Below are 26,200 nucleotides of genomic sequence, written 5' to 3' on the forward strand. Positions count from 1 at the left end.
AGTTCCGTGATGAACCCGTCCTCTGGCAGCCGGCGGCTGCTTCGCGTCTGGTACGTGTCGGCACAGCGGCTGTGCAACTTCGACTGCTCCTACTGCGTCTCCACGGGAACCTGGTCCAAGAGCCGCAAGCACAACTGGCAGGACCCCGGCGACCTGGACCGGTTCAAGGCCGTCGTCCGCTGGATCGGCACCCGGCCCCAGCCCGTCGCCGTCCGCCTCGGCAGCCTCGGCGAACCGTTCGCGTCGAACGAGTTCCTGACCGAGGCGGGGTGGCTCACCCGGCAGAGCGGCGTGCGCTACGTCGAACTCGTCTCCAACGGCTCGCTCCTGGAACGGCGCCTGCCGCGCCTGGACAAGGACGCCAACCTGGCCAAGCTGTCGCTCTGGCTGACCTACCACGACGGGCAGATACCCCTCGAACGCTTCATCAGGAACGCCCGGTTCGCCCAGGAGGAGTTCGGCTGCTTCGTCGTCGTCAACGCCCTCCTCTTCCCCGGCAACGCGCAGATGGTCCGGGAGGTCGGCGACGCCGCACGGGAGGCGGGGCTTCGCTTCAACCTCGACCTCGGGTACGACCCCCAGGCCCCTTCCGACGACTTCGACTACAGCACCGCGGGCCCCGACCGCGCGGTGCCCGTGCTCAGGGACCCCGACGTCCTCGACGAGGTCGCCCGGCTCGGCGGGGAGACCGATCTGACCCGCACGGCGCTCCTCGCCCTGCGCAACCCCCTCGGCGAGATGTGCAGCGCCGGCCACGACAGCATCTTCATCGGGATCGACGGCGAGGTGTACCCCTGTTCGCGGTACCACGTACTGGAACAGGGCCGGCTCGGCAACATCCTGGACCCGGACTTCCGGCTCGACCTGAGAACCGAGCAGTGGTCCGGCTGCCGGGCCGAGAACGGGTGCTGCAACAAGGAGGACTTCCTCAACCTGCGGCAGGCCGGCGGGCTGCGGCCCGAGATCGTCCCCAGCCTGGGGTGGGTCGATGCCTGAGCCGCGCCCCGGTCCCCGGCACCACGCGGACTCCATGAGCTGGCGCGACTTCCGGGACGGGGCCGCGGCCGGCCGGCTGTGCGTCCTGCCGGTGGGAGCCGTCGAACCGCACGGGCCGCACCTCCCGCTGACCTCCGACACCCTGCTCAGCGAGTACTTCGCGGCACGGCTCTGCGAGCAGCTGCCCGCGTTCGTCATGCCCGCGATCGGCTACGGGGTCGCCACCCCGCCCTTCCGGCTGGGCGGGGACTTCCCGGGAGTCGTCTCCGTCAGCGGCACCGCCTTCACCCACCTCGTCACCGACGTCCTCCTCTCCCTGGCCGGGAACGGCGTCCGCGACGTCGTCGTGGTCAACTCCGCCATCGACAACCTGAGTTTCCTCTGCGAGGCCGCACGGCAGGCCCGTGAACACCACCCGCACCTGCGCATCATGGTCGTCCACTGGTGGGACGTCGTCGGCGAGGAGTTCCGCGACGCCCTCGCGGCCGAGACGGCGGTCTCGCGCGCCGACGACCACCACGCGGGGATGGTGGAGTCCAGTCTCGTCATGCACGTGGCCCCCGACGGGGTGCGTCCGGAACTGGCCCACGCCGACGGGGAGGACCTCGACGCGGGAGCCACGGTACGGCGCACCGCGTACCACATGTTCCCGCTCCCCTCCGATTCCGCGACCCGCTCCGGCATCGTCTACCGCGCCGACCGGGCCGACGCGGAGATCGGCGGCCGGGTGGCCGCCCGGGTCGTCCGCGCCATGGCCGAGGCGGTCCGCCTCGAGTTCGGCCCCGCCGCCGCAGGCGGCACCGTCCGCTCCCCGCTCCAGGAGGACGACCGATGAACGCGCCCACCGACGACGTCCACTACCTCTTCTCGCCCTCGTCCACCTACCCGCACCCCTTCGCCTACCTGGTCGACCGCCGGGCCCGCATCGTCCACGCCTGGAGCACACCGGTGGACCAGGCGGACCCCGCCACCGAGCCGCCCTCGTACCTCAAGGGCTGGAACCACGTCGAAGTGGGCCCGGACGGCAGCCTGTACGCCCTCGTCCCGCTCCATTCGGTGCTCCGCCTCGACCCCTCCTCACGGGTCGTCTGGAGGTCGGACACCGCGGCCCACCACGATCTGCACGTGGGCGCGGACGGGACGGTGCACGTCCTCGGCGAGGAGGTGCGCCGGGTGGACTGGCGAGGGCGTCCGGTGACGGTCCTCGACAACACCGTTGTGGTGCTGGGACCGGACGGCGTCACCCGGGCCACCCACTCGCTCCACGACATCCTCGCGTCCGACCCCCGCACCGGACCTCTGGTGGCGGCCGCGCTCGACCGCCGCTTCCTGCGCGCGGACCCCGCCGACGGCGAGAAGGCGCTCGCCGCCCTGGCGCCCGGCACCCCGGGGCGCCTGAGACTGGCCGCGCTGCGCGACCTCCCCGGAGCCCCGGGCGACCTGCTGCACGCCAACACCGTGGACGTCCTGGCCGCGCACCCCGCGGGGCTCTGGCCCCGGGGCGCGGTCCTCGTCTCCCTGCGCAATCTCGACCTGGTGGCGGTCCTCGACCTGTCCCGGCGGGAGGTGCTGTGGTCCTGGGGGCCCGGCGTGCTGTCGGGGCAGCACCAGCCGTCCGTGCTGCCGAACGGCAACGTGCTCGTCTTCGACAACGGCAAGGAGGTCGGACGCTCGCGCGCGATCGAGTGCGATCCGACCTCGGGCGCCGTGGTGTGGGAGTACCTCGCCACCCCCGCCGAAGCCCTGTTCTCGCAGGTCGCCGGAGGGTGCGAGCGCACCGCCGGGGACCGGGTCCTGATCAGTGACGCGCAGGCCGGCCGGGCACTGGAGGTGACCCGGGACGGGACCACCGCCTGGGGCTTCGAGGTGGAACGCCTGGACGGGCGGGGATCGCGGTCGCGCGCGGCGTTCTACCGCGTCGCGGGGGTGCCGGGGGACGTCGCCCGCCGGGTGGTCGGCGGCCGCGACGCGGCCTACGAACAGGTCGCCCGCAAGGAGCCCGGCCTCTCCCTCAGGCTCGTCCGCGACGACCCGGCGGCCCCGGACACGGGCCCCGGCACCGGCCCGGACACGGGCCGCGGCACCCGCCCCGACACTCCACTCCTCCCGGAAGGCCAGTCGTGATCAGCGTCGTCATCCCCACCCTGGACCGGCTCGGTCCGCTGCGCCGGGCCCTGAGAAGCGTCGGCCGCCAGACCCACCGCGACTTCGAGGTGATCGTCGTCAACGACGGCGGCGCCTCACCGCGGCACGTGGTCGGCGAGTGGCACGGCGAGATGGACGTCCAGCTGCTGGACCTCGACTCCACGCACGGCGTCTCGCACGCGCGCAACGAGGGGGTGCGGGTCGCGCGGGGGGAGTACATCGCCTTTCTCGACGACGACGACGTCTTCCTGCCCACGCACCTGGAGCACGCCCACCGCGAGCTGTCGTCGCACGGCGCGGACGCCGTCTACGCGGGAGCGCTGGTCGGCAGCAGCTGGATGGAGGCCCTGCCCCGCCGCGCGGACCACGCGCCGCTCAAGGACTTCGCGTTCGACGCGCGGTACCTCCTGGTCGCGAACTTCATCCACACCGGGTCCTTCGTCGTGCGGAACTTCGCCGAGACGCCTGCCCGGTTCACCGAGAAGCTCGCCCACTGCGAGGACTGGGACATGTGGATGACCCTGCAGGAGGAGCTGGGCTACCGGTTCCGGTTCGCGGGGGACTGCACGACGATCTACCACCAGGTCACCCGCGGCCGCAGCACCGTCCAGGAGGCGTACCAGCAGAGCCCGACGGAGTTCACCAGGGCACGGGAGTGGCTGTACACGAAGTGGGCCACCGACGACCCCCTCGTCCTGGCCTACCGCCGCTGGTTCCGGGAGTTCGACCGCCGGCTCGACGAGCGGATAGCCGCGCGGGCGCCGCTGCCGCAGCACGCGTTCGACCGTGCGCTGCGGGCCACCCACGGGCCGTTCCTCGACGGGGAGGAGCCGGACACCGCCTGGCTCGACGCGGTCTTCGCGCGGTAGCCGCCGGGCAGGCCGGTCCCGACCTGCGCCGGTCCCGACCCGACCTGCCCCGGCCCCGGCCGGTCCGGGCGGGCCCGCCCGGACCGGCGCCACGCGCCCCTCAGCCGTCGTCCCGGACGGCAAGACGGAAAGCGATGAATCCCGGCTCGCGCGAGAGCTTCTCGTATTCCTCCGGGTGGCTTTCCGCCATTCCTTCCGCAGGGCGCATCTCGCGCAGTCGCTCGACGAGGAATCCGGCTTCCCAGAATTCCGTGAACCATGATTCGAGGGGCTGCCGCCAGAACCTGCTCAGCATTCCGCAGGACCACTGGTCCTCGACGAACTTCTCCGCGAAGTAGCTTCCGCCGTCCATCGCCCAGTCCGCCGTCGGATGGCTGGTGGAGACGATGAGCCTGCCCTCGGGCCGCAGCACCCGGCGCAACTCGCGCAGGCAGGCGACGCGGTCCGGGACGTAGTGGACGACGAGGGTCATGATGGCCGCGTCGTAGGTCCCGGAGGCTATCCAGTCCAGCGGACGCGCCAGGTCGTGCTGGACCAGGGTGGCGCGCGGGCCCAGACGCCGCCGGGCCAGGGCCACCATGTCCCCGCTCTGGTCGAAACCGGTCACCTCGGCTCCGCGCGCCACCAGCTCCCGGGCGTACAGCCCCGGACCGCAGCCGGCGTCCAGCACCGAGAGGCCCTTCACGTCGCCCAGCAGGCCGAGGACCGCGGGACGGTCGTAAAGGGCGTTGTAGGCATTGTCGGACGCGGCTTCCTCGAAATCCTCCGCATATCCGTCGTACGGTATGCAATTCTCGGTCGTCATGGACCGAATGATAGAGGCGATCGCCTCCGTCGAGTAGGCTTTCGAAGTATTTCCGGGATTCGGCGCACGAAGTCGAACGAATACATTGAGGTGCTGTCGCATGCCGCACTCCGCCCCCTCCGCAGACTCCGGCCGCTCCGCCCGTCCGGCCCCGCTGCCCGCGCTGGTCGTGGTGAGCGGGCCGCCGGGATCGGGCAAGACGACGCTGGCCCGGGAGCTCGCGGAGCGGCTGGGCTGTCCCGCGGTCATCCGGGACGAGATCAAGCAGGGGATGGTGCTGAACACCCCCGGGCACCGCAGCGGCGGCCACGACCCCCTCGACCACCGGACGCTGGACGTCTTCTTCGAGGTGCTGACCGCCCTGCTGGCGGCGGGGACGACCGTGGTCGCCGAGGCCGCCTTCCAGGACGGGCTCTGGCGGCGCGGGCTGGAGCCCCTGTCGGCGCTGTCGCGGATCAGGGTGGTGCGCTGCGCCACGCCGTCGGGGGTGGCCCGCGACCGCGTCGCCCGCCGCGCCGACGGATCGCCCCACCGGGCCGCCCACGCCGACCGGGAACTGCTGGACGCCATCGCGTCCGGACGCTTCTCCCACGAGGGGTTCCGGCACATCTCGCTGGACGTGCCGACGCTGACGGTGGACACCTCGGACGGCTACCGGCCCGGTCTGGACGACGTCGAAGCGTTTCTCAGGCGCCCCGGGGCCGCCTGAGAAGACCGGCCCGGCGGCGCCGCCGGGCGGCGGAGCGCCCCGGTCCCGGGGCAGCACCGACGGCAAGGTGTTGCACGGTCTGCACTAGCCTTGCGCGGGTGACGCGACGACTTGCTCAGGTGGCGAAGAAGGTTGGGGTCTCGGAGGCCACGGTGTCCCGGGTGCTCAATGGGAAGCCGGGGGTGTCGGAGGCGACGCGGCAGTCGGTGCTGACGGCGCTGGATGTGCTGGGTTATGAGCGTCCGACGCAGTTGCGGGGTGAGCGTGCGCGGTTGGTGGGGTTGGTGCTGCCGGAGTTGCAGAATCCGATCTTTCCGGCGTTTGCCGAGGTGATCGGTGGTGCGTTGGCGCAGCAGGGGTTGACGCCGGTGTTGTGCACGCAGACGAAGGGGGGTGTGTCGGAGGCGGATTACGTGGAGTTGTTGTTGCAGCAGCAGGTGTCGGGTGTGGTGTTCGCGGGTGGGTTGTTCGCGCAGGCCGATGCGCCTCATGAGCATTACCGGCTGCTTGCGGAGCGTCGTATTCCGGTGGTGTTGGTGAACGCGGCGATCGAGGGGCTCGATTTTCCGTGTGTGGCGTGTGACGACGCGGTGGCGGTGGAGCAGTCGTGGCGGCATCTGGTGTCGCTGGGGCACGAGCGGATCGGGCTGGTCCTCGGCCCGGCCGACCACATCCCCTCCCGGCGCAAGCTCGCCTCCGCCGAGCGCACGGCGAAGGCCCTCGGCTCCGCGCTCCGTCCCGAGTTCGTGGAGCGGTCGATGTTCTCGCTGGAGGGCGGTCAGGCGGCGGCGTCGCGGCTGCTGGAGCGGGGGGTGACGGGGATCGTGTGCGCGTCCGATCCGCTGGCGCTGGGGGCGGTGCGTGCGGCGCGCAGGCGGGGTCTGTCGGTGCCGGGGGACGTGTCGGTGGTGGGATACGACGATTCGGCGTTCATGACGTGCACGGAGCCGCCGCTGACCACGGTGCGGCAGCCGATCGAGGCGATGGGGCGGGCGGCTGTGGAGCTGCTGGCGACCCAGATCGAGGGCAGCGAGGTGCCGCACAGCGAGCTTCTCTTCGAGCCGGAGCTCGTCGTCCGCGGCTCCACCGCCCAGGCCGCCGCCGGGTCGTAGCCCTCCCTTCGCGCGCGGGCGGCGGGCCCGCCGTCAGCGATCCGCGGTGCCCGGCGGGACCACCCACTGCGCGGGCTGTCCGGTGAGAGACGCGATCATGTCGACGTCGCCGTCGTAGTGGAGCACCGTCAGCCGGTTCGTCTCCGCGATGGCCGAGATCAGCAGGTAGGGCAGCGGCAGCGCGCGGTGGAAGCCGGCGTTCAGCGCATGGCGCTGGATGTCCAGGGCTCGCGCGAAGGTGCCGTCGTCCGCCCGCACGTAGTCGAACGCGTGCAGCCAGGTCCTGATGCGCAACGCCTCGGCGCCGTCCCGTGCGGAGTGCACCATCTCGTACTCGGTGGGCCGGCACACGGCGAGCAGGCAGCGCTCGTGCAGGGGTCTCAGCACGGTCTTCACCGCGGGCTTCGTCCAGCGTGCCAGGGCTGACTTGTCGATCAGGTACCGGTCCTGCATCAGGCGGCGTCGCCCTCGCCCCGGGGCGCACCTCGCTTGAGGGAGCCGTCGGCGTTCCGCCGCGAGCGCATCGAATACTGAGCGGGGAACCACGCCATGTCGAACACCCGGACGATCGACGGCGTCGCCAAGGACGCCGTCCCCGGCCCGCGCGACGCGAAGAACGGCGCCCGGTGAAGTGACCCGGTGAGGCGGCCCGCCGAGTGGCCCCCGACAGCCCCCTGCCCTGCGGCAGGGGGCTGCTTCCTGCGTGCGCCCAACCCCTCCTGCGTACCGAACCGTTGACAAAGTCGATACCTGGTAGAAACCTGTCACCTCAGCGCTGCAAAAGATTGACTGAATCACTCAACTTTTTGATTCACGGCGTTTCAGGGTTCACCAGGGCATCGCCGACGCCTGGTGAGCCCGCCACCGTCCACCAGGCGCACCCGTGCCCCGTACACCCCGCGTCCCACCCGTCCCGACGCCTGTGCGCCGGAGGGGGAGGGGCCGGGGCCGCACGGCCGGGCGCGCCCAGGGAAAGGGAACGAGAGGGCCTCATGAGAGGGACACATCACGGCCGGCGACTCTTCGCCGGCCTGGTGACGACCGGTCTGGTCGCGGTAGGGCTGCTGCCGGTCGCAGCCCACGCCGCCGACGGACAGAACCTTGCGCTCGGCAGACCGGCCACGGCCGGCGGATCGCATTCCGGCTACCCGGCGGGCAATGTCACCGACGGAAGCCAGGCGTCCTACTGGGAGGGGCCGCTCGGCTCCTTCCCCCAGTGGGTGCAGATCGACCTCGGCACCACGGTCGACGTCGACGAGGTGGTGCTGAAGCTCCCCTCGTCGTGGGAGGCGCGCACCGAGACCCTCAGCGTCCAGGGCAGCACCGACGGCAGCGGGTTCAGCACGCTCTCCGCCACGGCGGGCCGGGCCTTCTCCCCGGCGTCCGGCAACGCGGTCAGCCTCGACGTGGACGCCGCGGCGCGCTTCATACGGGTGCAGGTCACCGGCAACACCGGCTGGAACGCCGCCCAGTTGTCGGAGGTGGAGATCTACGGCGAGGGCGGCGGCACCGACCCGGGCGACCCGGGGGACCCGCCCCCGGCCGGGACCAACCTCGCCCTGCGCAAGCCGATCGAGGCGTCGTCGCACACGCAGACCTACGTCGCGGCCAACGCCAACGACGACAGCACCAGCAGCTACTGGGAGGCGAGCGGCCAGCCGTCGACGCTGACCGTGAAGCTGGGCGCCGACGCGGACCTGTCCGGTGTCGTCCTCAAGCTCAACCCCGACGCCGCCTGGGGCACCCGTACGCAGAGCATCCAGGTCCTCGGCCGCAAGGCCGGCGAGACGGCGTTCACGTCGCTCAAGAACCGCGCCGACTACGTCTTCAACCCGGCGTCCAACCAGAACACCGTCAACATCGCGGTGTCCGGACGCTACGCCGACGTGCGCCTCCAGTTCTTCGGCAACACCGGCGGGGGCGGCGGCCAGATCGCCGAGTTCCAGGTCGTCGGCGCGGCCGCGCCCGCTCCCGACCTGACCGTCACCGATCTGACGTGGTCCCCCTCCGCCCCGTCGGAGACGGACACGGTCACCGTCGACGCCACCGTGCGCAACACCGGCACCGCCGCCTCGCCGGCGACCACGGTGAACGTCAGCCTCGAGGGCGCCGCCGCGGGCAGCGCGGCCGTCGGCGCCCTGGCGGCCGGCGCCTCGGTGAAGGTCCCCGTCCAGGTGGGCAAGCGGCCCATGGGCAGCTACACCGTCTCCGCGGTCGTCGACCCCACGGACACGGTCGCCGAACTGGACAACACCAACAACAGCCGCACCGCCGCCGCCAAGCTGGTGGTCGGCCAGGCACCCGGACCGGACCTCCAGGTCACGGGCATCACCACCAACCCGTCGAGCCCGGCCGTCGGCGCCACCGTCGGCTTCACCGTCGCCGTCCAGAACCGCGGCACCACGTCGGTGCCGGCCGGCTCCGTCACCCGGCTGACCGTCGGCTCCACCACGCTGAACGGCACCACCGGCGCCATCGCCGCGGGCGCCACGGCGAACGTCGCCATCAGCGGGAGCTGGACCGCGACCAGCGGCGGAGCCACGCTCACCGCCACCGCCGACGCCACCGGCACGGTCACGGAGACCAACGAGGGCAACAACACCTTCGCCCGCTCCCTGGTCGTCGGACGCGGCGCGGCCGTGCCGTACACGGAGTACGAGGCGGAGGACGGACGCCACAACGGCACCCTGCTCCAGGCCGACGCCAAGCGCACCTTCGGCCACACCAACTTCGCCACCGAGTCCTCGGGCCGCGAGTCGGTCCGCCTGAACTCCACGGGCCAGTACGTGGAGTTCACCTCCACCAGCGCCGCGAACTCGATCGTCGTGCGCAACTCGATCCCCGACGCGGCGGCCGGCGGCGGCCAGGAGGCGACCATCAGCCTCTACGCCAACGGGCAGTTCGTCCGCAAGCTCAACCTGTCGTCGAAGCACAGCTGGCTCTACGGCAGCACCGACGACCCGGAGGGCCTCACCAACCGTCCCGGCGGCGACGCCCGCCGGCTGTTCGACGAGTCGCACGCCCTGCTGACCCAGACCTACCCGCAGGGCACGGTGTTCCGCCTCCAGCGCGACGCCGGCGACAGCGCCGCCTTCTACATCATCGACCTGATCGACCTGGAGCAGGTCGCGGCACCGGCCGCCAAGCCGGCCGAGTGCGTCTCGATCACCGACTACGGCGCGGTGCCGAACGACGGCATCGACGACGCGGACGCCCTCCAGCGCGCCGTCACGGCGGACCAGAAGGGCGAGATCCCCTGCGTGTGGATCCCGGCGGGCCAGTGGCGCCAGGAGAAGAAGATCCTCACCGACGACCCGCTGAACCGCGGCCAGTTCAACCAGGTGGGCATCCGTGACGTCACCGTCCGCGGCGCCGGCATGTGGCACTCGCAGCTGTACTCGCTGACCCCGCCGCACCAGGCGGGCGGCATCAACCACCCGCACGAGGGCAACTTCGGCTTCGACATCGACCACAACACCAAGATCTCCGACATCGCGATCTTCGGCTCCGGCACCATCCGCGGCGGCGACGGCAACGCGGAGGGCGGTGTCGCCCTCAACGGCCGCTTCGGCAAGGACACGAAGATCAGCAACGTCTGGATCGAGCACGCCAACGTGGGCGCCTGGGTCGGACGCGACTACTCGAACATCCCCGAGCTGTGGGGACCGGGCGACGGCGTCGAGTTCAGCGGCGTCCGCATCCGCAACACCTACGCCGACGGCGTCAACTTCGCCAACGGCACCCGCAACTCGACCGTCTACAACTCCTCCTTCCGCAACACCGGTGACGACGCGCTCGCCGTGTGGGCCAGCAAGTACGTCAAGGACACCTCCGTCGACGTCGGCCACGACAACCACTTCCGCAACAACACCATCCAGCTGCCCTGGCGGGCCAACGGCATCGCCGTCTACGGCGGCTACGGCAACACCATCGAGAACAACCTGATCTCCGACACCATGAACTACCCGGGGATCATGCTGGCCACCGACCACGACCCGATCCCGTTCTCCGGCCAGACCCTGATCGCCAACAACGGTCTGTACCGCACCGGCGGGGCGTTCTGGAACGAGGACCAGGAGTTCGGCGCGATCACCCTGTTCGCCCAGGGCCCCGACATCCCGGGGGTCACCATCCGCGACACGGACATCCACGACTCGACCTACGACGGCATCCAGTTCAAGACCGGCGGCGGCGCCATGCCGAACGTCCGGATCAGCAACGTGACCATCGACAAGTCCAACAACGGGTCCGGAATCCTCGCCATGGGCGGCGCCCGCGGCAGCGCGACCCTGTCGGACGTCACCATCACCGGCTCGGCCGAGGGCGATGTCCTCGTCGAACCCGGCTCGCAGTTCGTGATCAACGGCTCGGCCGGGGCGGCATCCGTGCCGGCACACCACCGGCAGGCGCTGCGCGGCTGACCGCACGCCCGCCCGTGACGCCCGGCCCCCGCCGGGCGCCACGGGCGGTACGCCGGACCGCCGCGCCGCCCGTCCACCCTGCGCGGCCCGGCCGTCCGGCCCCCGTTCCACCCCCACCGGTGCGCGTGCCGGACGTGCGCGCACCGCATCCACCCGTCGGCACCAGACCGCCCCGCCCGACCGCGGCGGGGCCGAGATCGGGGACGTATGAGAACCCGCAAGGCCACGTCACGCGCCATGTGCGCCGTGCTGGCCACCAGCCTCCTGTCACTGGGAGGCCCGCTGCTGACCGCCGCCTCGGCGGCAGGCGGCCCCAACATCGCGGTGGGGGACCCGGCCGCCGCGAGCAGCTCCCACAACGAGTACGGCGCCGCCAACATCACCGACGGCAACCAGGGCACCTACTGGCAGAGCGCCGGCAACGGCCTGCCCCAGTGGGTCCAGACCGACCTGGGGGCCACCGCGCGCATCGACGAGGTCGTCCTCAAGCTGCCCGCCGGATGGGAGAGCCGCACCCAGACCCTCGCGGTGCAGGGCAGCGCCGACGGCACCTCCTTCGCCACGCTCAAGGCGTCGGCGGCGTACTCCTTCACCCCCGGCACGGGCAACACCGTCACCATCGCCTTCCCCGCGACCCAGACCCGCTTCGTGCGGGTGGCGGTCACCGCCAACACCGGCTGGGCGGCGGCGCAGCTCTCCGAGCTGGAGGTGCACGCGGCGGGGGAGTCCTCGGCCAACCTGGCGCGCGGCCGGGCCTTCACCGCCAGCAGCCACACCGAGGTCTACACGGCGGGCAACGCGGGCGACGGCAACAAGGCCACCTACTGGGAGAGCCGCAACAACGAGCTCCCGCAGTGGCTCCAGACCGACCTCGGGTCCGCGGTGCGGGTGAACAAGGCCGTGATCAAGCTCCCCGACGGCTGGGGCGCGCGCAGCCAGACGCTGAAGATCCAGGGCAGCACCGACGGCTCGTCCTTCACCGACCTCACCGCCGCGAAGGCGTACACCTTCGACGCGGCGGGCGCGAACACCGCCACGGTCTCCTTCGACGCGGCGACCACCCGCTACCTGCGGGTCCTCGTCAGCGCCAACAGCGTCCAGCCGGGCGCCCAGATCTCCGAGCTGGAGGTGTACGGCCCCGCGACCGGCGACACCCAGGCGCCGACCGCGCCCGCGAACCTGGCGTTCACCGAGCCGGCCACCGGTCAGGTCCGCCTCACCTGGGACGCCGCCACCGACGACACCGCCGTCACCGGCTACGACGTCTACGCCGACGGCAGCCTGCTCACCTCGGTCGCCGGCAACGTCACCACCTTCACCGACAACCGTCCCGCCGGCACCCGTGTCAGCTACTACGTGCGGGCCAAGGACGCGGCGGGCAACCAGTCCGCGAACAGCAACACCGTCACCCGCGCCGGGGACACCGGCGACACGGTCGCGCCGACCGCCCCGGCGAACCTGGCCCTCACCGAGCCGGCGGCCGGGCAGATCCGGCTGACCTGGGGGGCGTCCAGCGACAACACGGGCGTCACCGCCTACGACATCTACGCGAACAACACCCGCAGGGCCACCGTCGCGGGCAACGTGACCACCTTCACGGAGAGCCGGGCGGCGTCGGAGACCGTCACCTACTCCGTGCGCGCGAAGGACGCGGCGGGCAACGAGTCGCCGCACAGCAACTCCGTCACCCGCAACGGCAGCGGCGGCACCGGCTCCGACCTCGCGGTCTCCAAGCCGATCAGCGCCTCCTCCGTGATCCACACCTTCGTCGCGGAGAACGCCAACGACAACAACCGCGCCACCTACTGGGAGGGCGGAGCCGGGGCCTACCCGAACACCCTCACCGTCAAGCTCGGCGCCAACGCGGACGTCTCCCGCCTGGTGCTGCGGCTCAGCCCCGACTGGGGCCGCCGCACCCAGACCATCCAGGTCCTCGGCCGCGAGCAGAGCGCGTCCGGCTTCACCAGCCTCGTCGCCGCCAAGGAGTACGTCTTCGACCCGGCGGACGGGAACACGGTCACCGTGCCCGTCGACGCACGGACGGCCGACGTGCAGCTCCGCATCACCGCCAACAGCGGGTCGAGCGCCGGGCAGATCGCCGACTTCCAGGTGATCGGCACCCCCGCGCCCAATCCCGACCTGGAGGTCACCGGTCTGACCGCCTCGCCGGCCTCGCCGGTCGAGTCGGACGAGATCACGGTCTCGGCCACCGTCCGCAACAGCGGCGCGGCCGCCGCCCCGGCGAGCAGGCTGGCCGTGCGGCTCGGCGGCACCACCGTCGCCACCGCGCAGGTGGGGGCCCTCGCGGCCGGTGCGCAGGCCACCGTCCAGGCGTCGATCGGCGCGCGTGACGCGGGCTCGTACCAGCTCGGCGCCGTCGCCGACGAGTCGGGCGCGGTCATCGAGCAGAACGAGACCAACAACGCCTTCACCAGCCCCTCCGCGCTGGTCGTCAGGCCGGTCGCCAGCTCCGACCTGGTCGCCGCGCAGGTCACCACCACCCCGTCCTCCCCGGCCGCCGGTGACTCCGTGACCTTCAAGGTGGCCCTGAAGAACCAGGGCACCGTCGCCTCGGCGAGCGGCGGCCACGGGGTGAGCCTGGCCCTGGTCGACTCCCGCGGCACCACCGTCCGCACCTTCACCGGCAGCCATGACGGCGTCATCGCGGCCGGCGCCACCACCGCCCCGGTGAACCTCGGGACCTGGACGGCCGCGAACGGCTCCTACACCCTGAAGGTCACCGTCGCCCCGGACAGCGCCGAGCTGCCGGTCAAGCGGGAGAACAACTCCTCGTCCCAGCCGCTCTTCGTGGGACGCGGCGCGAACATGCCGTACGACATGTACGAGGCGGAGGACGGCACCGCAGGCGGCGGCGCGCAGGTCGTCGGCCCCAACCGGACCATCGGCGACATCGCCGGCGAGGCGTCCGGCCGCAAGGCCGTCAGCCTGGACGCCACCGGTGAGTACGTCGAGTTCACCACCCGGGCCAGCACCAACACCCTGGTGACCCGCTTCTCGATCCCGGACGCCCCGGGCGGCGGCGGCATCGACTCCACGATCAACGTGTACGTCAACGGCGTCATGAAGAAGGCGCTGCCGCTCACCTCGAAGTACGCCTGGCTGTACGGCGCCGAGGCGTCGCCCGGCAACTCGCCCGGCTCGGGGGCGCCGCGTCACATCTACGACGAGGCGCACATCATGCTCGGCGAGACGGTCCCGGCGGGGTCGAAGATCCGGCTCCAGAAGGACGCGGCCAACACCAGCACCTACGCGATCGACTTCGTCAACCTGGAGCAGGTCGCCCCGGTCGCGAACCCGGACCCGGCCGCCTACACGGTGCCGGCCGGCTTCTCCCACCAGGACGTCCAGAACGCCCTCGACAAGGTGCGGATGGACACCACGGGCACGCTCACGGGCGTCTACCTGCCGCCGGGCGACTACCAGACGGCGAGCAAGTTCCAGGTGTACGGCAAGGCCGTGAAGGTGGTCGGCGCCGGGCCGTGGTACACGAAGTTCCACGCCCCGTCGACGCAGGACAACACCGACATCGGCTTCCGGGCCGACAACACCGCCAAGGGGTCGCTGTTCAAGGGCTTCGCCTACTTCGGCAACTACACCTCGCGCATCGACGGTCCCGGCAAGGTGTTCGACTTCGCCAACGTGTCGGACATGGTGATCGACGACATCTGGAACGAGCACATGGTGTGCCTCTACTGGGGCGCCAACACCGACCGGGTCACGATCAAGAACTCCCGGATCCGGAACATGTTCGCCGACGGCATCAACATGACCAACGGCTCGACGGACAACCTGGTGTCCAACAACGACGCACGGGCGACCGGTGACGACAGCTTCGCGCTGTTCTCGGCGATCGACGCCGGCGGCGCGGACATGAAGAACAACCTCTACGAGAACCTGACCACCACGCTGACCTGGCGTGCGGCCGGTGTCGCCGTCTACGGCGGCTACAGCAACACCTTCCGCAACATCCACATCGCGGACACCCTGGTCTACTCCGGGATCACCATCTCGTCCCTGGACTTCGGCTACCCGATGAACGGCTTCGGGACCGAGCCGACGACGTTCGAGAACATCTCGATCGTCCGGGCGGGCGGGCACTTCTGGGGCGGGCAGACCTTCCCCGGCATCTGGGTCTTCTCGGCCTCCAAGGTCTTCCAGGGCATCCGGGTCAACAACGTGGACATCGTCGACCCCACCTACAGCGGGGTGATGTTCCAGACGAACTACGTGGGCGGTCAGCCGCAGTTCCCGATCAAGGACACGGTCTTCACGGACGTGACGATCACGGGCGCGCGCAAGAGCGGTGACGCGTACGACGCCAAGTCCGGCTTCGGGCTGTGGGCGAACGAGATGCCCGAGTCGGGCCAGGGCCCGGCCGTCGGAGAGGTCGTCTTCAACGGTCTCCAGATGAGCGGCAACGCGGTGGACATCCGCAACACCACGTCCACCTTCAAGATCGTCCGCAACCCGTAGCGGGGGGCGGGCTCCGGTCCCCGGGCCGGAGCCCGCCGATCGTTTCGAAGCACGTCGGAGGCAGGAAGAGCGCAAGCGCCTTGCGGTGCTTGCGCTATTCTTGCGTTCATGACGCGACGACTTGCTCAGGTGGCGAAGAAGGTTGGGGTCTCGGAGGCCACGGTGTCCCGGGTGCTCAATGGGAAGCCGGGGGTGTCGGAGGCGACGCGGCAGTCGGTGCTGACGGCGCTGGATGTGCTGGGTTATGAGCGTCCGACGCAGTTGCGGGGTGAGCGTGCGCGGTTGGTGGGGTTGGTGCTGCCGGAGTTGCAGAATCCGATCTTTCCGGCGTTTGCCGAGGTGATCGGTGGTGCGTTGGCGCAGCAGGGGTTGACGCCGGTGTTGTGCACGCAGACGAAGGGGGGTGTGTCGGAGGCGGATTACGTGGAGTTGCTGTTGCAGCAGCAGGTGTCGGGTGTGGTGTTCGCGGGTGGGTTGTTCGCGCAGGCCGATGCGCCTCATGAGCATTACCGGCTGCTTGCGGAGCGTCGTATTCCGGTGGTGTTGGTGAACGCGGCGATCGAGGGGCTCGATTTTCCGTGTGTGGCGTGTGACGACGCGGTGGCGGTGGAGCAGTCGTGGCGGCATCTGGTGTCGCTGGGGCACGAGCGGATCGGGCTGGTCCTCGGCCCGGCCGACCACATCCCCTCCCGGCGCAAGCTCGCCTCCGCCGAGCGCACGGCGAAGGCCCTCGGCTCCGCGCTCCGTCCCGAGTTCGTGGAGCGGTCGATGTTCTCGCTGGAGGGCGGTCAGGCGGCGGCGTCGCGGCTGCTGGAGCGGGGGGTGACGGGGATCGTGTGCGCGTCCGATCCGCTGGCGCTGGGGGCGGTGCGTGCGGCGCGCAGGCGGGGTCTGTCGGTGCCGGGGGACGTGTCGGTGGTGGGGTACGACGATTCGGCGTTCATGACGTGCACGGAGCCGCCGCTGACCACGGTGCGGCAGCCGATCGAGGCGATGGGGCGGGCGGCTGTGGAGCTGCTGGCGACCCAGATCGAGGGCAGCGAGGTGCCTCACAGCGAGCTCCTGTTCGAGCCGGAACTCGTCGTCCGCGGCTCCACCGCCCAGGCCGCGGGCGACCGGCCCGCGGCCGCCGGCGCCCTGCCGGGGTGGGTCGCCACGGCGTGACCGGCCGCGTCGCCACGGCGTGGCCGCTGCCATCCGAAACGGCAGCTTCCGCATCGAGACGACATCCTAATGTCAAACAATTACGAAATCAGCGCGAGATATTGCGTTCACTTGTTCATGGTGGTTGAGTGTGCGGCGCCCCACAACGCATCGGCGGTGGGGCGCCTTCCTCGTTCATGCTCGAAGGGGATCCACCCATGAGAAGTGCTCGGTTCCGCCGTGTCCGCCGTGCCGGCGTCATGACCCTCGTCTCCGCCGTCTCGCTCACCGCGCTGGCCGCCTGCGGCACCAGCAGCAGCAGCGACGACGACTCGGGGACCGGCAGCAGCGGGTCCTCCGACCCCGCCGCCCCGCTGGACCCGAAGACCAAGGTCACGATCACCATCGACTGCATGCCGCCGACGGCGAAGCAGGCCGAGCTGAAGGAGTGGAAGGAGGACGTCGAGGAGTTCAACAAGACGTACCCCAACGTCACCATCGAGGGCCGCTCCACCCCCGGCCAGTGTCTGGAGCCGCCGCGCTTCACCGCGATGCTCAAGGCCAAGTCGCAGCCCGACGTCTTCTACACCTACTTCACCGACCTGCCGCAGGTGCTCGACAACGCCGGTGCCGAGGACATCACCGCGTACGTCACCGACAAGTCCGTGCCCCTGCTGAAGGACATCGACCCCAATGTGATGGCCTCCCTCAAGCAGGACGGCAAGCTCTACGGCCTGCCCACCAGCAACTACACCATGGGCCTGCTGGTCAACCGGAAGCTGTTCAAGGACGCCGGACTCGACCCGGACGCGCCGCCGCGCACCTGGGAGGAGGTCCGCACCGCCGCCAAGAAGATCGCCGGACTCGGCAAGGGCATCGCCGGCTTCGGCGAGTACAGCGCGGGCAACACCGGCGGCTGGCACTTCACCGCGCAGATGTACAGCGTCGGCGGCGAGGTCGTGGACGCCAGCGGCAAGAAGGCCGCCTTCAACGGCACCCTCGGCAAGCAGGTCGCCGAGAACCTCCACGCCATGCGCTGGGAGGACGACAGCATGGGCAAGACCCAGCTGCTCAAGTGGGGCGACCTCCAGAAGCAGATCGCCACCGACAAGCTGGGCATGTTCCTCGCCGCGCCCGACGACATCGCGTACATGGTCCAGCAGCTCGGCGCCAAGTACGAGAACTTCGGCATGGGCCCCATCCCCGGCGAGCGCAACACCCTCGCCGGCGGCAACGCCTACATGATCAAGAAGGGGATATCCCCCGACAAGGTCAAGGCCGCCATCGCCTGGCTGAACTTCAAGAACCTCAGCGTCGGCAAGGGCCAGTTCGACTGGGCCCGCACCAAGGCGGACGGGCTGCCCGTCGGCGTCCCGCAGCCCAACTTCTGGCTGAACGCGTCCAAGACCGCCGACGACGAGGCGCGCATCGAGCACGCCACCATGCCGGTCGAGAACTTCCGCTCCTTCATGGACAACCCCGTCGCCGGCAAGGCAGAGCCGCCGAAGGCGCAGGAGGTCTACAAGGTCCTCGACAACGTGATGTCCGGCATCCTCACCAACAAGGACGCCGACATCGACAAGCTGCTCGCCACCGCCGAGCAGCAGGTCAACCAGGTCCTCGCCAACCAGTGACCGCGTCCCGGCGGGGCGGGCGACGCGCCCGCCCCGCCGGGAGCACCCGGTGCCCGCCCGGCACACGCCCCGCCCCGTGCCGGGCACCCGCCCGCCGAGGGCCCCTTCCGTGCTGGACCACTACCAGGCAGACCCGTACCAAGGAGCAACGATGTCGGCCCCCAGCCTGACCCCGAGCAAGGCGGCCCCGCCCCGCCGCAACCCGCCTCGCGCGGCCGGCCCCGCGCCGTCCACGGGACGCTTCGCCAAGAGCCTGAAGCGCAACCTCACGGCCCACGGCTTCCTCATCGGCGCGGTCCTCTGCTTCGCGGTGTTCTCCTGGTACCCGATGGTCCGGGAGTTCTTCCTCGCCTTCCAGAAGACCGACGGCGGCACGACGACCTGGGTGGGCCTGGACAACCTGACCACGGTCGTCAACGATCCGGCGTTCTGGCAGGCATGGCGCAACACGGCGCTCTTCACCGTGCTCGCGCTGGTGCTCGGCTTCGCCGTCCCGTTCGTCGCGGCCGTCGTCATCAACGAGTTCCACCACGGGCAGGGCTACCTCCGGCTGCTGGTCTACCTGCCGGTGATGCTCCCGCCGGTCGCCGCGGTGCTGCTCTTCAAGTACCTGTACGACCCGGGCTACGGCCTCCTCAACGAACTCTTCGGAGCCGTCGGACTGCCCGAACAGCAGTGGCTCCAGGACCCGGACATCTCGATGCTCGCCGTCGTCGTCGCCTCGACCTGGATGAACATGGGCGGCGCCACCCTGATCTACCTCGCCGCGCTCCAGGGCATCCCCGGCGAACTGTACGAGGCGGCGGAACTGGACGGCGCCGGCATCCTGCGCAAGATCTGGCACGTCACCATCCCGCAGACCCGGCTGATCCTCTCGCTGATGCTGCTGATGCAGGTCATCGCCACCATGCAGGTGTTCGTCGAACCGTTCCTGCTGACCGGCGGCGCCGGTCCCGAGGGCTCGACCACCACCGTCGTCTACCTGATCTACCAGTACGCCTTCAACTTCAACAACTACGGTGCCGCGGCGGCGCTCGGCCTGCTCCTGCTCGTACTCCTCGCCGGATTCTCGGCGGCGTACGTCAAGCTCAGCCGCGCCGAGGACGAGTAGGACCGGGGAGAACAGCCATGTCCACACGCACGCTCATCTCGCCGGCCCAGCTCGCCAGGCCCCGCGGCAGGAAGCTCTACTGGGTGACCTTCGCCGTCGTCGTCGGCATCTTCACCATCGCCTTCCTCGGCCCCTTGTACTGGCTCGTCTCCAGCGGCTTCAAGGACGCCCAGGAAGTCATCCAGACCCCGCCGACGCTCGTCCCCGGCTCCTTCGAGCCGGAGAACTACAGCAGGGCCTGGGAGGTCATGGACCTCGCCAGCCTGCTCTTCAACACCCTCTACTACGCCTTCGGCGCGCTCGCCTTCCAGCTCGTCTTCGACGTCGCCGCCGCCTACTCGCTCTCCAAGCTCCGCCCGGTCCTCGGCAAGGCCATCCTCGGCATGATGCTGGCCACGCTGATGATCCCCGCCACCGTGCTGGTGGTGCCGCAGTACCTCACCGTGCTCGACGTGCCCCTCATCGAGCGCAACCTGCTGAACTCGCCCTGGGCGATCTGGCTCCCGTCGGTGACCAACGCCTTCAACATCTTCCTGCTGAAGCGCTTCTTCGACTCGATCCCCAAGGAACTGCTGGACGCCGCCTCCATGGACGGCGCACGGCCCATGCGCATCCTGTGGTCGATCGTGCTGCCCATCTCCCGGCCCATCCTCGGAGTCGTGTCCATCTTCGCCGTCGTCGGCGTGTGGAAGGACTTCCTCTGGCCGATGCTCACCCTGCCCGACCCGACGAAGCAGACCCTCAACGTCGGCATCTACTCCCTCTCCAACGGCGTCCCGGTGAACGTGCTCATCGCCGCGCTCACCATCGCCTCGATACCGACGCTGCTCATCTTCCTGGTCTTCCAGCGGAACATCATGAGCGGCCTCACCGCGGGCGGACTCAAGGGCTGAAGGCCCGCGTCCCGCCCGTCACCTCCCAAGCCTTCGCCGCCGGCCCGTCCGATGCCCCGCTTCCGGGCCGGCGGCGGAGATCCACTCTGCCCGAAAGGACCGTCACGTGGCAGCCCCCGACCCGCAGCGCACCGACGACTGGTGGCGCGACGCCGTCATCTACCAGGTGTACCCACGCAGTTTCGCCGACGGCGACGGCGACGGCACCGGGGACCTCGCGGGAGTCCGGGCCGGACTGCCGTACCTCGCCGACCTGGGCGTCGACGCCGTCTGGTTCACGCCCTGGTACCTCTCCCCGCTGGTCGACGGCGGCTACGACGTCGCCGACTACCGCACCATCGACCCCGCCTTCGGCACCCTCGCCGAGGCCGAGAAGCTGATCGCCGAGGCCCGCCAGCTCGGCATCCGCACCATCGTCGACATCGTGCCCAACCACATCTCCGACCAGCACGCCTGGTTCCGGGCCGCCCTCGCCGCCGGACCCGGCAGTCCCGAACGGGAGCTCTTCCACTTCCGGCCCGGCCGCGGCGAGAACGGCGAACTCCCGCCCAACGACTGGCCCTCCCAGTTCGCCGGCCCGACCTGGACCCGGGTCCCCGACGGCGAGTGGTACCTCCACCTCTTCACCCCCGAGCAGCCCGACCTCAACTGGGCCCACCCCGCGGTCCGCCAGGAACACGAGGACGTGCTCCGCTTCTGGTTCGAACGCGGTGTCGCCGGCGTCCGCATCGACTCCGCCGCCCTCCTCGCCAAGGACCCGGCGCTGCCCGACTTCACCGAGGGCGTCGACCCCCACCCGTACATCGACCAGGACGAACTCCACGACATCTACCGCTCGTGGCGTGCCATCGCCGACGAGTACGGCGGTGTGTTCGTCGGCGAGGTGTGGCTGCCCGACGCCGAGCGGTTCGCCCGCTACCTGCGCCCCGACGAACTGCACACCGCGTTCAACTTCAGCTTCCTCGCCTGCCCGTGGGACCCGGAGCGGCTGCGCCGCTCCATCGACGACACCCTCGCCGAGCACGCGCCGGTCGGCGCCCCGGCGACCTGGGTGCTGTGCAATCACGACGTGACCCGCACCGCCACCCGCTACGGGCGCGCCGACACCGCGTTCGACTTCGCCACCAAGGAGTTCGGCACCCCGACCGACCTCGCGCTCGGCACCCGCCGCGCCCGCGCCGCCGCCCTGCTGAGCCTCGCCCTGCCCGGTTCCGTCTACGTGTACCAGGGCGAAGAGCTCGGCCTGCCCGAGGCCGACATCCCGCTCGACCGCATCGAGGACCCGATGCACTTCCGTTCCGAGGGCCGCGACCCGGGCCGCGACGGCTGCCGGGTGCCACTGCCCTGGGAGGCGGACGCCCCCTGGTGCGGCTTCGGCTCACAGACCGAGCCGTGGCTCCCGCAGCCCGAGGGGTGGGCCCGCTACGCGGCCGACCGGCAGTCGGCGGACCCCGATTCGATGCTGGCGCTCTACCGCGAGGCGCTGCGGCTGCGCCGCAGCGAGGCGGGCTTCGGCGACGGGCCCCTGAGCTGGCTCCCCGCACCCGACGGCGTCCTCGCCTTCGCACGGGCCGACGGGCTGCTGTGCCTGGTCAACCTGTCGCCGGAGCCCGTGGAGCTGCCCGCCCACAGCACCCGGCTGCTGACCAGCGGGCCGCTCGACGAGCAGGGCCGGCTGCCGTCCGACACGGCGGTCTGGCTGCGCGCCTGACCGGGCACCCGGCAGGGCGCTCCGGCCGTGTACCGGCCCGCCCTGCCGGGGCAGACCCCTTGGCGAGCCGGTCCGGTCCGGTCCGACGGCAGCCCGCGGGCCCGTCCGGCCCGCCCCGGCCGTGGAGCGGGCTTCCCGCCGCCTCCGTCCCCTGACCGGCGGAGCGGCTCCCCCCGTCTCCGCCCGACGCCCTGCCGCCGCCCCGCCCGGGGCGCCGGCAGGGCGTCCGTGCGCCACCGGCCCGGGCCGAGGACCCGGGCCGTCCGGCTCCCTGCCCTCGTGCAGCCGTCGGTGTCCGCGACGGAAGGCAACGGCTCACCGCCGGCCGCGCGACCGCATTTCCCGCCCAGCCGCGCTTCCCACGCCGCCGCGCTTCCCGCCGGCCGGTGCGCGGCGTCCCGTCGGTGTCCCGCTCAGTACGATGGGCGGGCTCCGGCGCCCCCGTGCCGGAGGGACACCGGCGGGAGGGACGAGGGATGGCGGACCGCGACGAGGACGGTACGGCCGCGGGCCCCCGGCGCCGCCGGCAGGGCGAGCTGGAGGGCCAGGTGCTCGCCGCCCTGCGGCAGGCCCCGGGCCCGGTCAACACGGCCTGGGTGCAGGACCGGCTCGGCGGCACCCTCGCCTACACCACCGTGATCACCATCCTCACCCGCCTCCAGGCCAAGGGCGCCGTCACCCGGGAACGGGAGGGCCGGTCCTTCGCCTGGACCGCCACCGCCGACGAGGCGGGCCTCGCGGCCCTGCGGATGCGCAAGGTGCTCGACGCGGAGGCCGACCGGGAGGCCGTGCTCGCCAGCTTCGTCACCGGCCTCGCGCCCGGCGACGAGGAACTGCTGCGCGGCCTGCTCACCCGCACCGGCGACGAGGACGAAGAGGAGCGCTGACCGCATGGGGGTCTTCGTCTTCCTGCCACTGGTCCTGCCCCTGACCGCCTGGCCCATCGCCCGCCTCGCGGAACAGCACCTCCACCCCCGCGCGGCCACCCGCCTGCTCACGGCGGTCGCAGCCGTCCTCGCGGTGTGCAGCACCCTGTGCCTCGCCCTCCTCATGGTGGTGGGCACGGCCCAACTGCCGGGCAACCCGCTCCCCGACGCCTGGTCCGACCCTCAGGTGCGCGCCGCGCTCCCGTACGACGAGATCGCCGGCCCCGCCGCCATTCCGGCCCTCCTCGCGGTGCTCGTCTCCTGCGGCCGCACGGCGCTGCGCCACCGCCGGGTGCGCCGCCGCTCCGCACACGCGCTCCGGGCGCTGCGGGGGCGGACGGTCGCCGTGCTCCCCGACCCCACCCCCTACGCCTACGCCCTGCCCGGCTCCGGCCGCCGCCGCGGCCGGGTGGTCGTCACCACGGGCATGCTCACCGCCCTCGAACCCGCAGAGCGCCGGGCCCTCTTCGCCCACGAACGCGCCCACCTGACGGGACGCCACCACCGGATGCTGCTCGCCGTGCAACTCGCCGCCCGGGCCAACCCGTTCCTGCGTCCGCTGCGCACCGCCGTGACCTACACCGCGGAGCGCTGGGCGGACGAGGAGGCCGCGGCGGCCGTCGGCAGCCGCCGCGTCGTGGCACGGGCGGTCGGGAAGGCGGCCCTGTTCACCCCCCGGGCGCCCGGCCCGGCGTTCGCCGGCTTCGCGGCGGGCCCGGTCCCGCGCCGGGTGGCCGCCCTGCTGGCCCCGGCGCCGTCCGCCCGGATCTGGCCACCGGTCTCCACGACCGCGGGCCTGGCGGCCTGGGGCGCCGCGGTCGGCACCACGGCCTCGGCGCTGTCCTCGGCGAACTCGGCCGTGACGCTGTTCTTCGTCCTGAAGGCCGCGACGCCCATGTGACGTCGCCGGATCGCGTACCGCGAGTCCGGTGTGACGCTGCAACGCGTGCGGCTCCGGTGGCCCCTGCGGCTGCCGGTGAGGAGTCGTCCCGCGGGGGCGGCAGCTCCGGCACAGCTGCCCCCGTGATGTTCGTGTCCCGATGCCGTGATTCGGTCGTCCGCCACAACCGACCGTTGTCCAAAGTCGGCCGTAGGAAGCCTGGTTGACGCGTGTTAGGTTCCGATTCATGGAGGGGACCATCCGCAGGGATCTGGCCTCGCGCCTGAGCGCGGCGCGACGCAGGACGTTCGTCGGCCGTGGCCAGGAGCTGGAGAAGTTCAAGGCCGCTCTCGCGGGCGGGCCGGACTCTCCGGTGCTGCTCTTCGTGCACGGCCCCGGCGGGGTGGGCAAGTCGGCGCTGCTGCGTCAGTTCGCCCATGAGGCCGAGCAGGCCGGCCGGTTGGTGGTGCAGGTCGACGGGCGGCAGATCGACCCCTCCCCGACGGGGTTCGAGACGGAGGCCGCGAAGACGGTGTCGGGGCCGCCCGCGGTACTGCTGGTCGATTCGTTCGAGCACTGCCAGGGCCTGGAGGGCTGGCTGCGCGAGCGGTTCCTGCCCGGGCTTCCCGAGCGGACGGTCGTCGTCGTGGCGGGCCGTGTTCCCCCCGGGACGGACTGGAGGTTCGACCTGGCCTGGAGCGATGCTCTGGAGGTCGTCGCGCTGGGGCCCCTGGAGCCCGAGGCCGCCGCGGCGCTGGTCGAGCGGCACGGCGTGGCACCGATGGTCCGGGACGCGGTCCTGGAGTTCGCGGGAGGCTATCCGCTCGCACTGAGCCTGGCCGCGAGTGTGGCCGTCGACAAGGCGGCCTCCCAGCCGGACTGGTCTCCGACACCGGACGTCGTCTCCGCGCTGCTCACCACTCTCATCGGTGAACTCCCCTCGCAGAAGGAGCGGCTGGCGCTGGAGACCGCCGCGCACACCCTCACGACCACGGAGGGCCTGCTCGGTGCGGTGGTCGGGGAGGAGCACGCCGCCGAGATGTTCACCTGGCTGCGCGGCCTTCCCTACGCCGAGCACGGCCGCCACGGCCTGTTCCTGCACGAGCTGGTCGCGGAAACCGTCGACCGGGACCTGCGATGGCGGGACATGCGGGGCTACGAGCAGATGCACCGCAGTGCCGGCCACTACCTGTTGCAGCGCGCCCGCACCGCCCCCGAGGACGAGGCGATGACGGCCATCCGCGCGCTGACCTATCTCAAGCGCTACGGCCCCATGGAGCCCTACTTCGCGCGCGTCGAACGGGAAGGGGACACCCACGAGGGCCGGCTCGAACCGCACGAACACGAGCTGGCCGTGCGGATGACCGAGGAGGTGGAGGGGGAGCGTTCGGCGGAGATCGTACGTTTCTGGCTGGAGCACCAGCCGGAGGCCTTCTGGGCCTACCGCAGTTCGCGGACCGGCAGGCTGACCGCATTCATGACATGGCTGCGTCTCGGGGAACCCGGGCCGGAGACCGCGGTCGACCCGGTCGCGGCGGCGGCCTGGGAGCACGTGGAACGCACGGCGCCGATGCGTCCCGGCGAGCACCTCCTCATGTCGCGTTTCATGATCGACCCGGTGTCGTACGGCGAGGTGTCCACGGTGGGGCACCTCATGCAGTTGCGGATCTGCCGGGACTGGATCCGCTCCCGCGGGCTGGCCTGGTCCTTCATCATCTCGCCGGACGCCGCGCTGTGGCGCGGCCTGATGCACCACCTCGGGCACCGGGAGTTCTGGGAGACGGCCTGGGACCGTGGGCTCACCTTCACGGGCTTCGGGTGCGACTGGCGCACCACCCCGCTGGAGATCTGGTTCGACCGCACCCAGCCCGGGGCTCTGCACGCGCCGGTCCCCGAGAGGGCCGGCACCTGCGGCACCGCACGGACGCTGCCGAGGGAGGCCTTCGACGGAGCGGTGCGGGACGCGCTGAAGAACATGCAGCAGCCCTCCGCCCTCGAACACAATCCCCTGCTGAACAGTCATCTCGTGGCGGACTGGGCCAGGGAGGGTGACAACGACCCGGTGGACCTGCTGCGCACCGTGCTCGCCGAGGCGGTCGAGGCGTTGAAGGAGGACTCACGGCAGCTGAAGTTCCACGCGGCTCTGGTGACGACCTACCTGGAGCGGGCGCGGACGCAGGAGACGGCGGCGCACCGGCTGGGGCTTCCGTTCAGCACGTACCGGCGGCACCTCGTGCAGGGGACGGGTCTGGTGTGTGCGCGCTTGTGGGCCGCGGAGTCGGCGTCCGCCGTGACGGACTGGCCCGACCCGTCCGCCGTCCGCACCGTCTGACGACGGCGGGCCGGGCAGG

Annotated in this window: 18 protein-coding genes; 16 read left to right on the top strand and 2 right to left on the bottom strand. The window is 71.4% G+C overall.

Annotated features, from left to right (window positions below; translation table 11 throughout):
- Positions 1 to 9 precede the first annotated feature (9 nt).
- Genes IAG43_RS24855 through IAG43_RS24870 form a run of 4 tightly spaced genes read left to right on the top strand, consistent with a single transcriptional unit; the run spans position 10 to position 4,010 of the window.
- Complete coding sequence (locus IAG43_RS24855; RefSeq protein WP_187742899.1) at positions 10 to 996, top strand: radical SAM protein; 987 nt, start codon at positions 10 to 12, stop codon at positions 994 to 996.
- Complete coding sequence (locus IAG43_RS24860) at positions 989 to 1,831, top strand: creatininase family protein (RefSeq protein ID WP_246574543.1); 843 nt, start codon at positions 989 to 991, stop codon at positions 1,829 to 1,831. The genes IAG43_RS24855 and IAG43_RS24860 overlap by 8 nt, the downstream gene beginning before the upstream one ends.
- Positions 1,828 to 3,120 carry an arylsulfotransferase family protein gene (locus IAG43_RS24865; RefSeq protein ID WP_187742900.1) on the top strand — a complete coding sequence of 431 codons (1,293 nt, stop codon included), beginning with the start codon at positions 1,828 to 1,830 and terminating at the stop codon, positions 3,118 to 3,120. The genes IAG43_RS24860 and IAG43_RS24865 overlap by 4 nt, the downstream gene beginning before the upstream one ends.
- Complete coding sequence (locus IAG43_RS24870) at positions 3,117 to 4,010, top strand: glycosyltransferase family 2 protein (RefSeq protein ID WP_187742901.1); 894 nt, start codon at positions 3,117 to 3,119, stop codon at positions 4,008 to 4,010. The genes IAG43_RS24865 and IAG43_RS24870 overlap by 4 nt, the downstream gene beginning before the upstream one ends.
- 100 nt (positions 4,011 to 4,110) lie before the next feature.
- Here the strand turns inward: IAG43_RS24870 and IAG43_RS24875 are convergent, their stop codons facing one another.
- Entirely contained in the window at positions 4,111 to 4,815 is a 705-nt protein-coding gene (locus IAG43_RS24875; RefSeq protein WP_187742902.1) for a class I SAM-dependent methyltransferase, read from the bottom strand.
- Positions 4,816 to 4,915: 100 nt separating this feature from the next.
- Between IAG43_RS24875 and IAG43_RS24880 the strand changes: the two genes are divergently transcribed.
- Complete coding sequence (locus IAG43_RS24880) at positions 4,916 to 5,524, top strand: P-loop nucleotide/nucleoside kinase family protein (protein ID WP_187742903.1); 609 nt, start codon at positions 4,916 to 4,918, stop codon at positions 5,522 to 5,524.
- Between the two features lie 98 nt (positions 5,525 to 5,622).
- On the top strand, positions 5,623 to 6,636 hold the full coding sequence (locus IAG43_RS24885; protein WP_187742904.1) for a LacI family DNA-binding transcriptional regulator: 1,014 nt from the start codon (positions 5,623 to 5,625) through the stop codon (positions 6,634 to 6,636).
- A gap of 33 nt (positions 6,637 to 6,669) precedes the next feature.
- Here IAG43_RS24885 and IAG43_RS24890 read toward each other — a convergent pair whose 3' ends face one another.
- Positions 6,670 to 7,089 (bottom strand): PIN domain nuclease, encoded by a 420-nt coding sequence (locus tag IAG43_RS24890; RefSeq protein ID WP_187742905.1) that lies wholly within the window; start codon positions 7,087 to 7,089, stop codon positions 6,670 to 6,672.
- A gap of 539 nt (positions 7,090 to 7,628) precedes the next feature.
- Between IAG43_RS24890 and IAG43_RS24895 the strand changes: the two genes are divergently transcribed.
- From IAG43_RS24895 to IAG43_RS24940, 10 genes are all read left to right on the top strand, one after another.
- Entirely contained in the window at positions 7,629 to 11,057 is a 3,429-nt protein-coding gene (locus IAG43_RS24895) for a CARDB domain-containing protein (protein WP_187742906.1), read from the top strand.
- Positions 11,058 to 11,264: 207 nt separating this feature from the next.
- On the top strand, positions 11,265 to 15,551 hold the full coding sequence (locus IAG43_RS24900; RefSeq protein ID WP_187742907.1) for a discoidin domain-containing protein: 4,287 nt from the start codon (positions 11,265 to 11,267) through the stop codon (positions 15,549 to 15,551).
- A 108-nt stretch (positions 15,552 to 15,659) separates the two neighbouring features.
- Positions 15,660 to 16,715 carry a LacI family DNA-binding transcriptional regulator gene (locus tag IAG43_RS24905; protein WP_187742908.1) on the top strand — a complete coding sequence of 352 codons (1,056 nt, stop codon included), beginning with the start codon at positions 15,660 to 15,662 and terminating at the stop codon, positions 16,713 to 16,715.
- Positions 16,716 to 16,912: 197 nt separating this feature from the next.
- On the top strand, positions 16,913 to 18,328 hold the full coding sequence (locus tag IAG43_RS24910) for an extracellular solute-binding protein (protein ID WP_187742909.1): 1,416 nt from the start codon (positions 16,913 to 16,915) through the stop codon (positions 18,326 to 18,328).
- 151 nt (positions 18,329 to 18,479) lie between these two features.
- Positions 18,480 to 19,439, top strand: coding sequence for a carbohydrate ABC transporter permease (locus tag IAG43_RS24915; protein WP_187742910.1), 960 nt, complete (start codon positions 18,480 to 18,482; stop codon positions 19,437 to 19,439).
- Positions 19,440 to 19,456: 17 nt separating this feature from the next.
- On the top strand, positions 19,457 to 20,332 hold the full coding sequence (locus tag IAG43_RS24920) for a carbohydrate ABC transporter permease (RefSeq protein ID WP_187742911.1): 876 nt from the start codon (positions 19,457 to 19,459) through the stop codon (positions 20,330 to 20,332).
- Positions 20,333 to 20,438: 106 nt separating this feature from the next.
- Positions 20,439 to 22,043: a glycoside hydrolase family 13 protein gene (locus tag IAG43_RS24925; protein WP_187742912.1), complete on the top strand. Its 1,605-nt coding sequence runs from the start codon at positions 20,439 to 20,441 to the stop codon at positions 22,041 to 22,043.
- Between the two features lie 476 nt (positions 22,044 to 22,519).
- Positions 22,520 to 22,930 (top strand): BlaI/MecI/CopY family transcriptional regulator, encoded by a 411-nt coding sequence (locus IAG43_RS24930; RefSeq protein ID WP_187742913.1) that lies wholly within the window; start codon positions 22,520 to 22,522, stop codon positions 22,928 to 22,930.
- A gap of 4 nt (positions 22,931 to 22,934) precedes the next feature.
- Positions 22,935 to 23,870, top strand: coding sequence for a M56 family metallopeptidase (locus IAG43_RS24935; protein WP_187742914.1), 936 nt, complete (start codon positions 22,935 to 22,937; stop codon positions 23,868 to 23,870).
- A gap of 226 nt (positions 23,871 to 24,096) precedes the next feature.
- Complete coding sequence (locus tag IAG43_RS24940; protein ID WP_187742915.1) at positions 24,097 to 26,181, top strand: ATP-binding protein; 2,085 nt, start codon at positions 24,097 to 24,099, stop codon at positions 26,179 to 26,181.
- Positions 26,182 to 26,200: the final 19 nt, after the last annotated feature.

The organism is Streptomyces genisteinicus, from assembly GCF_014489615.1.
Taxonomy (GTDB): Bacteria; Actinomycetota; Actinomycetes; order Streptomycetales; family Streptomycetaceae; genus Streptomyces; species Streptomyces genisteinicus.

Bases quoted from the DNA above. Each gene is read 5' to 3' on its own strand.
- IAG43_RS24940 (WP_187742915.1), top strand. From the start codon at position 24,097: ATGGAGGGGACCATCCGCAGGGATCTGGCCTCGCGCCTGAGCGCGGCG.
- IAG43_RS24890 (WP_187742905.1), bottom strand. From the start codon at position 7,089: ATGCAGGACCGGTACCTGATCGACAAGTCAGCCCTGGCACGCTGGACG.
- IAG43_RS24915 (WP_187742910.1), top strand. From the start codon at position 18,480: ATGTCGGCCCCCAGCCTGACCCCGAGCAAGGCGGCCCCGCCCCGCCGC.
- IAG43_RS24905 (WP_187742908.1), top strand. From the start codon at position 15,660: ATGACGCGACGACTTGCTCAGGTGGCGAAGAAGGTTGGGGTCTCGGAG.
- IAG43_RS24910 (WP_187742909.1), top strand. From the start codon at position 16,913: ATGAGAAGTGCTCGGTTCCGCCGTGTCCGCCGTGCCGGCGTCATGACC.
- IAG43_RS24895 (WP_187742906.1), top strand. From the start codon at position 7,629: ATGAGAGGGACACATCACGGCCGGCGACTCTTCGCCGGCCTGGTGACG.
- IAG43_RS24860 (WP_246574543.1), top strand. From the start codon at position 989: ATGCCTGAGCCGCGCCCCGGTCCCCGGCACCACGCGGACTCCATGAGC.
- IAG43_RS24880 (WP_187742903.1), top strand. From the start codon at position 4,916: ATGCCGCACTCCGCCCCCTCCGCAGACTCCGGCCGCTCCGCCCGTCCG.
- IAG43_RS24920 (WP_187742911.1), top strand. From the start codon at position 19,457: ATGTCCACACGCACGCTCATCTCGCCGGCCCAGCTCGCCAGGCCCCGC.
- IAG43_RS24865 (WP_187742900.1), top strand. From the start codon at position 1,828: ATGAACGCGCCCACCGACGACGTCCACTACCTCTTCTCGCCCTCGTCC.
- IAG43_RS24935 (WP_187742914.1), top strand. From the start codon at position 22,935: ATGGGGGTCTTCGTCTTCCTGCCACTGGTCCTGCCCCTGACCGCCTGG.
- IAG43_RS24855 (WP_187742899.1), top strand. From the start codon at position 10: ATGAACCCGTCCTCTGGCAGCCGGCGGCTGCTTCGCGTCTGGTACGTG.
- IAG43_RS24900 (WP_187742907.1), top strand. From the start codon at position 11,265: ATGAGAACCCGCAAGGCCACGTCACGCGCCATGTGCGCCGTGCTGGCC.
- IAG43_RS24930 (WP_187742913.1), top strand. From the start codon at position 22,520: ATGGCGGACCGCGACGAGGACGGTACGGCCGCGGGCCCCCGGCGCCGC.
- IAG43_RS24875 (WP_187742902.1), bottom strand. From the start codon at position 4,815: ATGACGACCGAGAATTGCATACCGTACGACGGATATGCGGAGGATTTC.